Origin of the sequence: Bacillus sp. Root131, assembly GCF_001429475.1 — a bacterium.
Classification (GTDB): domain Bacteria; phylum Bacillota; class Bacilli; order Bacillales; family Bacillaceae_G; genus Bacillus_A; species Bacillus_A thuringiensis_S.
The window spans coordinates 2176818-2191355 of sequence record NZ_LMJQ01000001.1 but is presented as its reverse complement, the minus strand read 5'-3'; the positions used below and the strand labels follow the sequence as shown (position 1 = coordinate 2191355).

Below are 14538 nucleotides of genomic sequence, written 5' to 3'. Positions count from 1 at the left end.
TTGATGCAAAATAGCACCCTTTAATGGAATAACTAATACGTTCCGTTAACGCTTTGCTGGCCATGCCCCCTGCATTTTCCTTAATTGAATAATTTGGCCTGTATGATAAGCATCATGAAGCATGATGTCCAGTAATTTCTCTTCAAGTGAATTTTGTTCAAGCTCTTTTTCAGAAATCACGCTCAATACCTGTCTTAAATTACGCTGAGCATTTTCAGAACGTTCAACGACTTCCTTCCATTCCGTGTCATCATTAGATTGCTTAGTAAGATAAAAAGTGTCATTACCGTCAAGGTTATGTGCCCATCCATGACCTTCCAAGTTTGCAGCAAGCCTCTCTTTGTAATAAATGAGATGATTAACGTTCTCCCAAATGGTATTCGTTTCCTCACCAGATGGTTTCCACATAGCCTGTTCGGCTGTAAGTCCTTCTATAGCATGTTTAAACGGTGCATACCAACTCTCTTTATCGAATGTTGAATCTAGTGCGTTTAATAACAAGTCAGTTCGTTTCAAATTAATTTCCTCCCTACACGGTTCAAGTTTTAATACAATCCTTATAACTCTGTAGAGATTCTACATTTTTAAATAAACTTCCTGCTAATCTTATGCCACAAATCGGTCCAATTATGTAATTAAAATGACTCCCATTCTTTCACTTTACACGTATACTAGCGCCCAAAAAAAGAAGAGGCCGTTCCCAAACAGCCTCTTCCATCTATTTCGGAAGCTCCACCCGAACAGTAGTCCCTTCCCCTTTCGTGCTATACACTGAAACGTCTCCGTTATGCAGTTCCACAATCTTCTGCACAATCGATAATCCTAAACCACTACCTTCTACGTTTCTCGCTCTTGCCGTATCTACTTTGTAAAAACGATCAAATATACGGTCCATCTCTTCTTTTTCCATACCAATTCCGTTATCAGATATAGAGATAATGACACTAGACTCTAACTCTTCGACGAAAAACTCAATCGTCCCACCATCGTTTGAAAACTTAATGCTATTCGTGAAAATGTTACTCCATACTTGATGAAGTAAGTTTTCATCACCTTTTATAGTGATATCTGGCACATCAAATTCAACGGCGATATCTTTTTCCCGCCATTTCCACTCAAGCATAAAAATGACGTCTTTAATTTGCTTCTGTAGATTGAATTCTCTTATTTGTAGAACCTTTTCCTCTTTATCTAATGAAGCGAGCGTAAGTAACTGTTTACATAAACTAGACATTCGCTTACTTTCACCCTCAATAATTTGTAAGTAATGATTTCTTTCTTCCTCACTCATCTTTTCTGTTTGCAACGTCTTTGAAAAACCTTGTATGGAAGAAAGTGGCGACTGAAATTCATGTGAAACGTTCGAAACGAATTCTTGTCTCATTTCATCTAGTTCTTTAATACTCTTCGTCATCTTTTGGAAGCTTGTAGATAACGTTCCTATTTCATCTTTTCGTTTTACGTCTAATTCAATTTCATATTCCCCACTCGCAATTTTTTGCGTAGCCTTCGTAAATTTACGAATGGGACGAACGATATAACCTGCTGCAATCGCTATAAAAATAATAGTTAGTAAAACGATAAACCCAAGTAATACCGCTAAGAAAATTCGCATCTCGCCAAATTGTTGCTGAATGTCAGGGCGAATGAATAAAGCGTACTGTTTATCACCGTGTTTTACCGGGACACCGACGCTATTAATTAATTCATTATCGAAAAATCCTGTAATGAAAAGGCGCGTTGGATAAGTAGAAACACCATTAAATGTCTCCCCCTGCAATACTTTATGAACGGTATCATCACTTATTGTCGTCTTACGAAATGCATTTCCGATACGCTTTCCATTCTTTTGATCATCGACAATATAAATTTCATATCCTAGCTTCGCAATAGACCGTAAGTATGCCTCTTGATTTTCTTCACTTTGCTTTTCATATAACGATTTTACTTCTTCAGCATACTTTAAAATCTTTTCACTATTATACGGTTTTAACTTCACTTGATAATATACGTTCGTTAATAAAAAGCCTATAATACTACTAAGTAGCATAATGCCGACCGTCATAAATACAAATCTAGAATATAGTGATTTCATCTTATTTCAGCTCCAACTTATACCCGAGGCCGCGCACCGTTGTAATTTGAAAATCATCCGTTCGTTTTGAAAAACGATCTCTTAATCGCTTTACATGAACGTCAACCGTTCGTTCATCCCCTTCAAAATCCATTCCCCATACTAATTCAATTAATTCTTCCCTTGAAAATGTTCTTCCAGGATAACTAGCCAGTTGCGATAACAATTCAAATTCCTTCAGTGGAAGCAAAATCGTTTGTCCGTTACACTTCACTTCAAAGCCTTTTCGGTCAATTGTTGTACCGTGCAACGTAATAATATCAGCACTCAGCATTTGATAACGACGAAGTAATGCTTTCATACGGAAAATGACTTCAGCTGGCTCAAATGGTTTTACGATATAATCGTCTGTACCAGAAATGAATCCTTTTTCTTTATCCACTAACTGGTCTTTCGCAGTTAATAAAATAACAGGAATATCATGATACTTACGAATTTCTTCACATAACGTATAACCATCAACAAACGGCATCATAATGTCTACAATCGCAAGATGAATATTTTCCTTCTCTAATACTTCTTGCGCTATCTTTCCATCTTCAGCCTCAAAAACTTTAAACCCCTCTTTTTGTAAATGATAATGCAATAACTCTCTAATATGTTTATCATCATCAGCTAATAAAATATGTATCATCTTCATTAAACCCTCTCTCGTTCATCCTTCTACATCCTTACCTTAAGAAACAATTGGATTTTTTGCAAGAAAAAGAAAAACAGAATTTATAAGTTCTTGGTGGATTGAAGAAGGTTTCAAAAACAGTCAGTCTTCAAATGTATAAGTAATTTAAAGAAAAGGATTCCTTAGAAGATACTTTTGTTATCATTATGGTCAGCTGCTTTATTTTTCTTATAACTTGATGACGTACTCTGGTGTACGAATAAGTGATCTATTACTTTTTTAGTAAGTGGTATAAAGAAATTCAGTAATAACCCACCTAAACAAACAGTTAATATAGTTCCAACACCAATTGGTCCATGTAAAATCGTTGCCATTATTAAGAATATAAGGTAAATAAATGTTCGTGCTATAAAAATATTCGTTCTAGTTAATTTTTGTATGATTAAAGTTAATCGGTCAATTGGAATGGGAGCAAAATTTGTTTGTAAATATATTGCAGTTCCTAATCCTGTAATAACTAATCCGATTCCAAAATAAATCATTTTACTGTACCATATTTCAGGTGTAATTAAATCGCGTAATAAAAATAGCCACACATCAATACCAATACCCGTTATGAATGCTGTTAACAACCCTAGTACCTCTGGTCTTTGTCTTTTTAATTTCGAATTACAACATATTAATAATAAAGCTATTATTATTTCCCAGCTTCCCACAGTAAGCCCCACATTTAAAGAAAGTCCTACTAAAAGTGCATCAAAAGGTGAAGTGCCAAAATCTGATTGTATTGTGACAGAAATACCAAGGGTTAATATTAAAATTCCTAATACATAAAAAACATACTTCATTTTAATCAACCTCTTCATCGTCATTTTTGTTGCATTTACAATAAAAATATTTTATATTAAATGTAACTTCAAATTGTTGCATTTGCAATAAAAACAAAAGATAAGGAGTTCATTATGAAAGAAATTCTTCGTGAAATTGGCATGATTGCAAGAGCATTAGATTCTATTAGTAATATAGAATTTAAAGAATATGAGCTTACAAAAGGTCAGTATTTGTACCTTGTGCGAATATGTGAAAACCCAGGAATCATTCAAGAAAAGCTATCTGAGATGATAAAAGTAGATCGTACAACTGCAGCCCGTGCTATCAAAAAGCTTGAAATCAATGGATTTATCGAAAAGAAAGAAGATGAATCTAACAAGAAAATCAAAAAACTTTTCCCAACAGAAAAAGGGAAAAATGTCTATCCTTTTATTAAAAGAGAAAACGATTATTCAAATACTGTTGCATTAGAGGGATTTTCGGAAACAGAAGCGGAAACTATTTCTAATCTTCTTCAAAGAGTAAGAGAAAATTTAGAAAAAGATTGGGAATTTGTAAAAAAGGGAAATAAGAGAAATTATTGATTATATAAAGGAGCGAACTATTCAAATGACTACACATATAGAAAAGTGCACCCTTGAAGATATACACAGACTTCAAGATATTAGTTATGAAACATTTAATGAGACTTTTAAACATCAGAATTCACCCGAAAGTATGAATCACTATTTGGAAAAGGCATTTAACTTAAAACAATTAGAAAAAGAATTATCCAATATCTCTTCTCAATTCTTTTTTGTCTACTTTAACGATGAAATTGCTGGATATTTAAAGGTCAATATTGATGATGCTCAGTCTGAAGAAATGGGAAATGAATCACTTGAAGTAGAGAGAATTTATATAAAGAGCTCCTTTCAAAAACATGGTCTTGGTAAATATCTACTAAATAATGCTATTGAAATTGCAATAGAACATAATAAAAAGAATATTTGGCTAGGCGTATGGGAGAAAAATGAAAATGCTATTGCTTTTTATAAGAAATTAGGTTTTGTACAAGCTGGCTCTCATTCCTTTTATATGGGCGATGACGAACAAGTTGACCTTATAATGATCAAAACACTCATATAACTTTTTTTGAAAGGTGGGCTATTATGTATATTCCAAAGTATTTTAAAGTCACAAATGTTGATGAAATTTGGGATTTTGTTCAAAAAAACTCTTTTGGAACAATCGTCACAACTAAAAAAGAGAAACCAATCGCAACTCATTTGCCCTTTGGATTAACTAAACAAGGTGATGACTATTTTATTACTGGACATATGGCTTATGGGAACCCCCAGTGGAGAACATTTGAAACCTGCGAAGATGTTCTTGTAATGTTTCAGGCACCGCACTCTTACATCTCTTCTTCTTGGTATGAAAATGAAGAAGTTCCAACATGGAATTATCAAGCCGTTCATATATATGGTAAAGCAAGTATTTTAGATAAACAGGAATTAATAGATGAATTAACAACAATGTTGAAAAAATATGAAGAACATCGTGAAAATCCAATATTATGGGATAAACTTTCCCCCACTCTCTTAGAAAATGAACTGAAAGGGATAGTTGGGTTTAAAATTAAAGTAGGAGACATCCAGGCTGCATATAAATTAAGTCAAAATCGGAATGAGAGGGATTATAGTAATATTATTGATAAATTGTACGATGAAGGAAATCCAGATGCGAAACAAATGGCAAAACTCATGGGGAATAGATTAAACAATCACATATAATTCATTGTAATTCAACTCTCACATTTCAAAATTAAAGAAAAGACTGGAGGGCTTTATCGGCAGTTTTCTTTAGAACGTAAAAGATTGAGCTTAAAGTGCATGGGGGTTAATTATAAATATAGATCCATTAGAAAAGAATCTATTTTGAAAAAAGATTATTCAAAATAGATTCTTACGTTTTAGTATTAAGATTATTTTAATCAAAAATAATTTCTAAGCCTTCGAAATATCAACAAATCCTTCTCCGAACACATCACGAACATCGTGTATAGCGATGAACGCCGCCGGATCCGTAGTTTGAACAATCCGCTTTAGCTTCACTACTTCTTGCTTATTAATAACAACATAAAGAATTTCCTTTGGAGTTTTCGTGTAATAGCCATGACCTGAGTACACAGTAACCCCTCTGCCCATTAAGGTAGTTACCTTCCCAGCTATTTCATTCGGGTTATCAGAAATAATCGTAATGGCTTTCTTCGGATTTAAACCTTCAATTACAAACTCCATCACTTTCGTTGCTACATATAGCATAATAATTGTTATCATCAGTTTTTCTGCACCAATGATGAAATAAGATGAAAACGCAACAATTAAATCGAAGAACAGTAGACCGTAGCTAATGCTCCAGCCTAAATATTTATGCGTCATCCTTGCTAAGATGGTAGTACCTGCAGTTGTTCCACCAACGCGAATAATAAGACCAATCCCGCACCCAATAAATATTCCTCCGAAAATGGCATTTACAAGCATTTCATCCGAAGCAATCGTCCAGCCTTCTGTCAAATGAAGAAATAGCGAGTTCGTAACTACAGCGATAATCGTATAAATTGTTGTAATCTTATTTAAAAACTTATAACCGGCTATTAACAAAATCGCATTTAAAATTAAGTTAACTAAGCCCGGTGACCATTCAAATAAATAGTACGTAATAATCGTGATACCTGTTACCCCACCCTCACCAAACTCGTTCGGGATAACAAACAAATTAACACCTAACGCAAAAAGAAATGCACCGATAATAATAAAAATAATGTCTGTCGTTCTTTTTTTCATACAGTACCTCACTTCTTATGTAAATATTTATTCTGCCATAAACTCTCACTATTATATCGTGGAATATTCAAATCGAACAGTGGTTTGTTTTTATTTTAATATAAGATAAAAAATCAACATTATTTATTATGTACTGCAAATAAAGTTTTGATTTCAACCGTAATTTACTCTTAAAAAGAAATGCTAAACATTGACTTGCACAAATTTCAAATAAAAAAGTACCCATCTAATTGTCATACGCAATGAGAATTAGATGGGTACTGCATGATACATTTAGTTTTTACATGTATTGTTTGGAGAAAATTGCAAATAACGACCTATACTCGCCTTATTAAGACCAAATCCATACATCATCATTATTTTCAGCGTTCGTCTTTGCTTCATGAACTTTTTCAATATGATCAACTGTGTTCCAGTTAATAGAAATACCACCCCAGCCCACATACTCCATATCAATTTTCACTTTCTCACCCACATTAAATACTTGTCCCTTTGTTAAGAAAACATCAATAATATCTTTCTTCCCATTTAGCGATGGATACTCAACTACAACATATTTAGTAGCACCGTCTCCCTCATCTTCCATCGTTCCTACTTTTGATACTTCTCCAATTACATAATTAGGTGAGCCATCTTCTTTCATGTGCATACCTAACTTGTTTGTTGTATTTTCAACTGCAGTTGCAACCATATATTCTGTAAAATTACGCATCATAGATCCAGTAGCTTTTACTTCATCTCCTACTTTCACATTTGAAAGTGAATCAATATACACACTAACCGGTTCCTCATATTGCTTAGATTTTACAACAATTACACCGTTATCTACTTCTACTACTCGTCCTTCTAACGTCGAGAAATTCGATTCAATAGAAGCTGCACTCGCTTTTGTTACTTCTAGTCCTGGTAAATTTGTTCCTGATAATGCTGCGATCCCTAAAGCACCTGCTAAAATTAATTTTTTCATACCCATTATGAAACATCTCCATTCATGATGATTTTATTTTTTTGATTGGTATCGACCAACCTGTAATCATTATAGTTACAGGAAGTGAAAATAACAACCGTTTTTCTCATGCAATGTTGCATACTGTAATTTTCAAATATAAATCGGTTATTCCTATATTCAACACTAAGACTGAATTCTTGAATCCCAGCAGGTAAACGGATTAATGATGAAGAAACTAATGTCATACATCATGTTTTTCAATGATACAGTTTGTATAATCGTAGTCCATTACATTATGTAGGAGCGGAGTTAACATGTTAAAAAAACCAAAGAGATTACAGCCAGGAGATACCGTGGCGACAGTAAGTCCTTCGTGGGGAGGAGCAGATAACGATATGACAGGACTCAAATAAATAAAAAACACTTCTATAAGATATGACTGTGAATTGGTACTTTTCAAATGATATGAAGATTACTTATCTAATGATAAAGGGGGATTTACGTGTATGGAAGTAACATTTACAGTAAGTAAATGGGATGAAAAACTAATTGATGATACTAGAAAAGATTTCCCTATTAATATTGCCCATGTTGAATATGATATTGATGGAGAATTAAAAGGAAAAGCTTTTGTTGAATACTTATTATATTATGTAGACTCAAATATAAATGATGGTCACTTGGCTACGGCTAAAATTTCTGGATTTTTACACTTTGAAGGAATTTATAAGGGGCAACAAGGGACATTCACAGCTATAGAGCAAGGAATATTTGATAAAGGAAATTTAGATTCCCCAGGAACAATTATTAAAGCTACCGGTAACTTAGAAAATCTGAGAGGGTCCTATAATTATCAGTTTACAGGTCAAACTAGTAAACTGATTTTAGAGTTTGAATTTTAGCAAAATACCTTACATTTTAGCAGAAAGGACATTTCTTGTAATACTCGGAATGTCCTTTTTGTTGACGAGCTTATTCAACTATTTTCTAATAGTTAAGAAAAGAACAGAATATACGTTATGGGGGAATTAAAACGCTAAGCCTGAGAGGCATGGAGAACCCACTTATTCATTACTTCTCCTATTAAAGAATAATCCCCGAAAAACTTCCCTTCATAACTTCTTTTCCAACTTGATTCACACATGTAAACATCGCAATTATCTTTGTACGTTTTTTTCATCAGGTTCTAATTGTTCAATTGTTACGTCACAACGAATAGTTACTATTAATTGGTGACTTTCGATCAAATGAAAATCGCCTCTTATAGAGAGCAGTTTTACTTATATTTATTCTTATGCAAATTCTGAAGCATATTCTTCGTATGTCTTTAATGTATTAAGCAATCGAGCTGATTCAATCATGATTTCGTTCGAAGAATCAGTTACACAAATGACAATAAATCGATTATCATCTCTATCTCCAAACAATCCTTCTGATTCAAGTTCCATTAACACATTTAATGTTTCTTTCAACAGTGTATTTACTCGTATGTTAAAGTCATCTTCGACAATATTATGATATTTCTTAATAATTTTTTTCACTTCATCAAACATTCCAAAATCGTCCCATTCGCTCCACTCAACAGCTCCGTATCTATAATAATTGTATAAAGGGTCCGATTTATTAACTTTGATTAGTCTTTCTTCATTAGCCACTGGTCCAATGCTATTGACACAATCGTCTGTTAATATGGAGTACCCATATATTGTGTCAACACCGCACCTAGTTAAAAGTTCGTTATAATGACAACGAATTGCATTTTTCAATTCAACATAAAAACTTTTTTGAAGATGCATTTTCATCGTATTTCCTCCATTTTTTTGTAGCGACCTGCTGTTACATATTTCAATCTTAACATGAAAATCAACATTAAACGTTAACTGAGCCAAAATAAGAAAAACCGAAACTCAAATCATTTCGGTTTTTCAATCTAAAGAAGTCTATTTATTTTAATGAATGTACAAACAACCCGCTGCGCAGTTTCGGTTCAAACCACGTTGATTTTGGCGGCATAACTTCTCCAGCGTCTGCGATTGCTAATAAAGCTTCCATTGATGTCGGATATAATGCGAATGCTGCTTTATATTCACCGCTCTTTACAAGGTGTTCTAGTTCTTCTAATCCGCGGATTCCTCCGACAAAATCGATGCGTGAATCAGAACGCGGATCATGTATTTCAAGTACTTGACTTAATAAATGATCTTGCAGGATAGATACATCTAAACCTCTAACAAGATCATTCGCATCAAATGTTTCTTCTTTCACAGTAAGCTTATACCACTTCTCATTTACATACATACCAAATGTTTTTGGCTCATTTGGTTTATACGGAGAAACAGGTGCTTCTTCTACATAAAAGTACTGCGTAATTTGATTTAAAAACTGTTCCTCTGATAAGCCATTTAAATCTTTCACAACTCGGTTATAGTCCCAAATCGATAATTCATCCTGAGGGAATAATACAGATAGGAAGAAATTAAACTCTTCTTCTCCTGTGTAATTCGGATATTGTTCTCTTCGCATGATCCCTACTTTTGCAGCTGATGCAGAGCGGTGATGTCCATCTGCAATGTACAGGTTAGGAATATCTTCAAATAAGTTTACTAAACTTGCAATTACTTCTTCATCAGCTATTTTCCAAGCAACGTGCCTAACGCCGTCTTCTGCTGTAAATGTATAGATTGGCGCATGTTCTTCTTTCCAGCTGGCAATGAAATGCTTTATCTCTTCTTTTGTACGATACGTTAAAAAGATAGGACCCGTATTTGCATCACACACATCTACGTGACGAATACGATCTAGCTCTTTTTCATGACGCGTTCTCTCATGTTTTTTAATTGTATCATCTTCATACTCATCAATAGATGTACAAACGACAAGGCCTGACTGCGTTCTTCCCTGCATCGTCAGTTCATAAATGTATAACGCTGGCTCTTCGTCTTGAATGAACACTTCTTCTCGTATAAATCGATTTAAATTTTCACCCGCTTTTTCATATACACGATCATCGTACGGTGAAAGTGCCGGGTCTAAATCAATTTCTGCTTTATCAACATGCAAGAAAGAATATGGATTCCCTTTTACAACTTCCCTTGCCTCTTCACTATTTAATACGTCATACGGTAAAGCTGCCACTTGTGCCGCTTTTTCCTCTACTGGACGAATGGCCCGAAACGGTCGTATTTTTGCCACATTCCTCTCTCCTTTACACAATCATTCGAACGGCTACAACACCTGTAATTTTGCTTATATTTTCTACAATATTCTCTTTTATTATATCATCAATTCCGTTATCGATATCAATCATTGTGTATGCCCAAGAATGTTTACTACGATTAATCATATCGGCAATATTAATATGATGTTCCGCTAAGCATCCTGTAATTTGCCCTACCATATTCGGGACGTTTTGATGCATAATTGTAATTCGTTTCTTTCCGATATACGGCAATTCTACGTTTGGATAGTTTACTGAATTACGAATATTTCCTGTCTCTAAATATTCACGTAATTGGCGCGCTGCCATGAATGCACAGTTTTCTTCTGATTCGGACGTAGATGCACCAAGGTGAGGCGTCGCTGTTACATTTTTCATCTTTATCACATTTTCATTCGGGAAGTCTGTTACGTAATGCGTAATAACATCTTCTTCTAACGCTTTTTGAAGAACATTTTCATCTACAAGTTCTCCTCTTGAGAAATTGAATAAACGCATACCTTTTTTCATCTTCTCTATAGCGTGTTCCCCAATAATTCCCTTCGTTTGATTTGTAAGAGGAATATGAAGGGTAATATAATCACACGTTGCAAAAATTTCATCAAGGCTAAATGCTCTTTGCACATGTGTAGAAAGACGCCAAGCTGTTTCAACTGAAATATAAGGGTCATATCCAATAACGTCCATCCCTAACGCTAACGCATCGTTCGCAACTAAAGCACCGATTGCGCCAAGACCAATTACACCTAGACGTTTTCCTGCAATTTCTGATCCAACGAATTGTTTTTTTCCTGATTCAACAAGCTGCGGTACTTCTTCACCCTCTAAATTTTTCGTCCAGCTTACACCGTTAATAATGTTACGTGAAGACATAATAAGGCTGGCGATAATAAGTTCCTTTACTGCATTGGCATTCGCTCCTGGTGTATTAAATACTACAATCCCTTTTTCTGTACATCGCTCGACAGGAATATTATTTACACCAGCGCCAGCTCTTGCAATCGCCTTTAAGTCTTTTGAAAACTCTTCTTGATGTAAAGAGTAGCTACGAAGCAAAATTCCATCTGGATGATTGATTCTATCTCCTACTTCATAACGTTCTTCAGTAAAAACTTGCAAGCCTTTTTCTGCAATTTGATTTAACGTTTGAACACGAAACATATCCCCATCTCCCTATCTATTCTCAAGCTCAAATTCCTTCATATAATCTACTAATTGCTGTACACCGTGTACTGGCATCGCATTGTAAATACTTGCACGCATACCACCGACTGAGCGATGTCCTTTTAACGTAACAAGGCCGCGTTCTTTCGTTTTTTGTAAAAACTCATTGTTCAGCTCTTCTGACGGTGTTGTAAACGGAATATTCATAAGTGATCGATACGCAGGGTCAACTGGTGAAGTAAACAATTTAGATTCATCTAAAAAATGATAAATAAGTGAAGATTTCATTTTATTTTGTTCTTCAATCGCAGATACTCCGCCTTGCTCTTTCAACCACTCTAGTACAAGTTTTGTTACGTAAATACTAAAGGATGGCGGTGTATTATATAAGGAGTTATTTTTACTGTAAGTTTCATAATTTAACATTGTCGGACAAGAGCGATCTGCTCCCCCAATTAAATCTCTTTTTATAATAGCAATCGTTAAGCCCGCTGGCCCTAAATTCTTTTGCGCTCCCGCATATATAAGACCAAACTTCGAAACATCATATCGTTCTGATAAAATATTTGAGGACATATCCGCAACGAGCGGCACTCTTTCTATATGTGGAATATCCACATATTTTGTCCCCTCAATTGTATTATTCGTTGTAATATGTACATAATCTAGTTTTTCATCGCTTAGTAAACCGTCCAGTTTAGGAATCGTAGTAAACTTCTCTTGCTCGGAAGAAGCAATCACTTGTACTTCCCCAACTTTTTCGGCTTCTTGCAGTGCCTTTTTAGACCATGAGCCAGTTAGTACGTATCCAGCTTTTTTATACGTATTCATTAAGTTCAGTGGTATCATAGAAAATTGTAATGACGCACCGCCTTGTAAAAATAAAACATCATACTCATCAGGGATGCTCATTAATTCACGAAGTAAGTTACTCGCTTCCTCTATAATACTTTGAAAATAAGAAGATCGATGACTCATTTCCATAATAGACATGCCTGTCCCGTTATAATTTACAAGCTCCTTTTGCACTTTCTCTAAAACTGGCAAAGGGAGTATTGATGGTCCTGCTGAAAAATTATAGACTCTCTCCATTACCCTCATAACCTCCCTATTTCTCATTTTTATTAATTTTTAAACTTTCTGAATTATAACCCAAAATATAATACGTGGTCAATTTGTTTTCTATTATTACGGCGCAAGACGCAATGGAATCGCTTGCATGTGCAAACTATTTTTATAAACATACAAAAAAGTGTTAAGTACATAATCGTACTTAACACTCTAGTAATAAAGTATAATTGCTAATTGTCCGTGAAGAACCGATCAAAAATTTGATAAATAGCAGAAAGACCAATGAGCCAATAAATAGTGTCCACAAGCGCCGGCATAGAACCAAACCATTTCTCAACTACATTGTAATCTAACGCTACAAACAACCAATTCAAACCGCCGAGAATCACCAAAATTACTGTAAGGTAAGACAAAAATTTCATTATGATTGCCCCCTAGGTGATAAGATGGTGAAAGGCCTTTCACTAGAAATATATGTAGTAATCTTTAAAACTTACCTATTTTATAAAAATTATTTTCGGTACCACCCGTTAATAACTGCCTCTGTTTCTTTACTATGTATTTGATACGCATGTGTACTATCATTAGAGCCAATAAACCAAATTGAAAAACCTTTAAAATATGGTTTCGGTTCTAATACATCGCGGTAAGCACGCCATCCATTTAATTGTACATCTTTTGAAAACACATTTGAAACATCTGGATTCCACGGATTTTGTAATCCAAGTTCACGCGCCGGAACGTTAAACCCACCGAAGTAAACTGGTTTTCCTGTTGCATTATGTAATTGTTCCAATTGCTGAACAACATTTTGTCCACGATTATACACTGTCGTCGCAAATAAACTTTTCTTTACTTCTTCATATGTTGGATTTCTTTTTCCTGAAACTTCAAACCAACTATCAATACTTACAATATCCACCTTTTTTAAATACGGACGATTGATTTTCTCTTTAAACTTCGCTTCATAAGAAGGGTCCCAGCTTGCTGTTAACCACCAGTTCATTTGATACAAAACATTTCCTTTATACTGATTACGAACAAAATCAATTGTATCGCTCCAGTATCCTTCTGCATACTCCATATTCACGAAATTAGAAGCAATCTTTAGTCCATACACATTGTATTTACTTGTAATGGAATTAAAAATATCTTGCAGAATAACCGTCTTCCAATTCCAGAAGAAATCATTAATGTTACTTGGGTTCCATTCTGTCTCTCCAACATTCCCCTGCTGAATATACGGGAACGGTTCCACTATAACTTGAATATTACGCTTTAATAATTCTTGAATTAAAATAATAGCTTGTTGCTTTTGCGCTTGATTAATTACCATGTTAGTAGAAGTCACATTTGGGATATCCACTTGAATCGGTACATTTACTGTATTTAAATTTAAGCGCTCCACATCCGCTAATACTTTCGCTACATTTCCAACTTCCCATACTGTTACGTTTCCTGATTTGATTTTTCCAGATTGAACAGTATTTACATCTGCCTGTACATTTCCTTGAAAACAAAAAGAAAACAACATAATAAACACTCCTAAAAAACTTATTAAACTCTTATTTTTCTTCACAACTTTCCCCCTATAATTTTTGGCTTTCTTGATTATTTTATACAACGTTTCATATATATTCCACAAAAAATCCAATAAATTTTTATTGATAAAAATGCTATTCATCCTTTATTCACATCTTACTCATACTAAGCCCCTAAAAATAG

At 34.4% G+C, this 14538-nt stretch carries 16 protein-coding genes; 4 read left to right on the top strand and 12 right to left on the bottom strand.

The annotated features are described in order from the left end of the window. Positions 1-45 precede the first annotated feature (45 nt). The 4 genes from ASE54_RS11060 to ASE54_RS11045 all read right to left on the bottom strand — a co-directional run bounded on the left by ASE54_RS11060 (position 46) and on the right by ASE54_RS11045 (position 3601). The gene (locus ASE54_RS11060) at positions 46-516 is read right to left on the bottom strand and encodes a DinB family protein (RefSeq protein WP_000831311.1); all 471 of its coding nucleotides are present in this window, start codon (positions 514-516) and stop codon (positions 46-48) included. A 202-nt stretch (positions 517-718) separates the two neighbouring features. Next, complete coding sequence (locus ASE54_RS11055) at positions 719-2095, bottom strand: HAMP domain-containing sensor histidine kinase (protein WP_000839511.1); 1377 nt, start codon at positions 2093-2095, stop codon at positions 719-721. 1 nt (position 2096) lies between these two features. Then, positions 2097-2774, bottom strand: coding sequence for a response regulator transcription factor (locus tag ASE54_RS11050; RefSeq protein WP_000781960.1), 678 nt, complete (start codon positions 2772-2774; stop codon positions 2097-2099). Between the two features lie 161 nt (positions 2775-2935). Next, positions 2936-3601 (bottom strand): YitT family protein, encoded by a 666-nt coding sequence (locus tag ASE54_RS11045; protein ID WP_000878286.1) that lies wholly within the window; start codon positions 3599-3601, stop codon positions 2936-2938. A 114-nt stretch (positions 3602-3715) separates the two neighbouring features. Between ASE54_RS11045 and ASE54_RS11040 the strand changes: the two genes are divergently transcribed. From ASE54_RS11040 to ASE54_RS11030, 3 genes are read left to right on the top strand one after another with little or no spacing between them, the layout of a single operon-like run. Then, positions 3716-4168, top strand: a complete 453-nt coding sequence (locus ASE54_RS11040) for a MarR family transcriptional regulator (RefSeq protein WP_000658982.1) — start codon at positions 3716-3718, stop codon at positions 4166-4168. A gap of 25 nt (positions 4169-4193) precedes the next feature. Continuing rightward, on the top strand, positions 4194-4712 hold the full coding sequence (locus tag ASE54_RS11035; RefSeq protein ID WP_000207056.1) for a GNAT family N-acetyltransferase: 519 nt from the start codon (positions 4194-4196) through the stop codon (positions 4710-4712). A 23-nt stretch (positions 4713-4735) separates the two neighbouring features. Further along, positions 4736-5359, top strand: coding sequence for an FMN-binding negative transcriptional regulator (locus ASE54_RS11030; RefSeq protein ID WP_000275826.1), 624 nt, complete (start codon positions 4736-4738; stop codon positions 5357-5359). A gap of 213 nt (positions 5360-5572) precedes the next feature. On the opposite strand, the gene ASE54_RS11025 is transcribed toward ASE54_RS11030, so the two are convergent. Both ASE54_RS11025 and ASE54_RS11020 read right to left on the bottom strand, forming a co-directional pair. Then, on the bottom strand, positions 5573-6412 hold the full coding sequence (locus ASE54_RS11025; protein ID WP_000747488.1) for a YitT family protein: 840 nt from the start codon (positions 6410-6412) through the stop codon (positions 5573-5575). 331 nt (positions 6413-6743) lie between these two features. Beyond that, positions 6744-7385 (bottom strand): F0F1 ATP synthase subunit alpha, encoded by a 642-nt coding sequence (locus tag ASE54_RS11020; protein WP_000525526.1) that lies wholly within the window; start codon positions 7383-7385, stop codon positions 6744-6746. Positions 7386-7867: 482 nt separating this feature from the next. Here ASE54_RS11020 and ASE54_RS11015 point away from each other — a divergent pair, with 482 nt between their 5' ends. Then, entirely contained in the window at positions 7868-8263 is a 396-nt protein-coding gene (locus ASE54_RS11015; RefSeq protein ID WP_000454083.1) for a DUF3224 domain-containing protein, read from the top strand. A gap of 390 nt (positions 8264-8653) precedes the next feature. On the opposite strand, the gene ASE54_RS11010 is transcribed toward ASE54_RS11015, so the two are convergent. The 6 genes from ASE54_RS11010 to ASE54_RS10985 form a co-directional block, all read right to left on the bottom strand. After that, positions 8654-9163: a DUF4303 domain-containing protein gene (locus ASE54_RS11010; protein WP_000781769.1), complete on the bottom strand. Its 510-nt coding sequence runs from the start codon at positions 9161-9163 to the stop codon at positions 8654-8656. 142 nt (positions 9164-9305) lie between these two features. Next, on the bottom strand, positions 9306-10553 hold the full coding sequence (locus ASE54_RS11005) for a DUF1015 family protein (protein WP_001063062.1): 1248 nt from the start codon (positions 10551-10553) through the stop codon (positions 9306-9308). 13 nt (positions 10554-10566) lie between these two features. Beyond that, on the bottom strand, positions 10567-11739 hold the full coding sequence (locus tag ASE54_RS11000) for a 3-phosphoglycerate dehydrogenase family protein (protein WP_000490227.1): 1173 nt from the start codon (positions 11737-11739) through the stop codon (positions 10567-10569). Positions 11740-11751: 12 nt separating this feature from the next. Next, positions 11752-12834 (bottom strand): 3-phosphoserine/phosphohydroxythreonine transaminase, encoded by a 1083-nt coding sequence (gene serC / locus ASE54_RS10995; protein WP_000442938.1) that lies wholly within the window; start codon positions 12832-12834, stop codon positions 11752-11754. A gap of 209 nt (positions 12835-13043) precedes the next feature. Beyond that, entirely contained in the window at positions 13044-13235 is a 192-nt protein-coding gene (locus ASE54_RS10990) for a DUF378 domain-containing protein (RefSeq protein ID WP_000670803.1), read from the bottom strand. 89 nt (positions 13236-13324) lie between these two features. Further along, positions 13325-14392, bottom strand: a complete 1068-nt coding sequence (locus ASE54_RS10985) for a hypothetical protein (RefSeq protein WP_000739769.1) — start codon at positions 14390-14392, stop codon at positions 13325-13327. Positions 14393-14538 lie beyond the last annotated feature (146 nt).

What these genes read in the sequence shown, in the direction of transcription:
- ASE54_RS11010 (WP_000781769.1), bottom strand. Translation starts at nt 9,163, where the DNA reads ATGAAAATGCATCTTCAAAAAAGTTTTTATGTTGAATTGAAAAATGCA.
- ASE54_RS11035 (WP_000207056.1), top strand. Translation starts at nt 4,194, where the DNA reads ATGACTACACATATAGAAAAGTGCACCCTTGAAGATATACACAGACTT.
- ASE54_RS11015 (WP_000454083.1), top strand. Translation starts at nt 7,868, where the DNA reads ATGGAAGTAACATTTACAGTAAGTAAATGGGATGAAAAACTAATTGAT.
- ASE54_RS11050 (WP_000781960.1), bottom strand. Translation starts at nt 2,774, where the DNA reads ATGAAGATGATACATATTTTATTAGCTGATGATGATAAACATATTAGA.
- ASE54_RS11030 (WP_000275826.1), top strand. Translation starts at nt 4,736, where the DNA reads ATGTATATTCCAAAGTATTTTAAAGTCACAAATGTTGATGAAATTTGG.
- ASE54_RS11020 (WP_000525526.1), bottom strand. Translation starts at nt 7,385, where the DNA reads ATGGGTATGAAAAAATTAATTTTAGCAGGTGCTTTAGGGATCGCAGCA.
- ASE54_RS11055 (WP_000839511.1), bottom strand. Translation starts at nt 2,095, where the DNA reads ATGAAATCACTATATTCTAGATTTGTATTTATGACGGTCGGCATTATG.
- serC (WP_000442938.1), bottom strand. Translation starts at nt 12,834, where the DNA reads ATGGAGAGAGTCTATAATTTTTCAGCAGGACCATCAATACTCCCTTTG.
- ASE54_RS11040 (WP_000658982.1), top strand. Translation starts at nt 3,716, where the DNA reads ATGAAAGAAATTCTTCGTGAAATTGGCATGATTGCAAGAGCATTAGAT.
- ASE54_RS11025 (WP_000747488.1), bottom strand. Translation starts at nt 6,412, where the DNA reads ATGAAAAAAAGAACGACAGACATTATTTTTATTATTATCGGTGCATTT.
- ASE54_RS11000 (WP_000490227.1), bottom strand. Translation starts at nt 11,739, where the DNA reads ATGTTTCGTGTTCAAACGTTAAATCAAATTGCAGAAAAAGGCTTGCAA.
- ASE54_RS10990 (WP_000670803.1), bottom strand. Translation starts at nt 13,235, where the DNA reads ATGAAATTTTTGTCTTACCTTACAGTAATTTTGGTGATTCTCGGCGGT.
- ASE54_RS11045 (WP_000878286.1), bottom strand. Translation starts at nt 3,601, where the DNA reads ATGAAGTATGTTTTTTATGTATTAGGAATTTTAATATTAACCCTTGGT.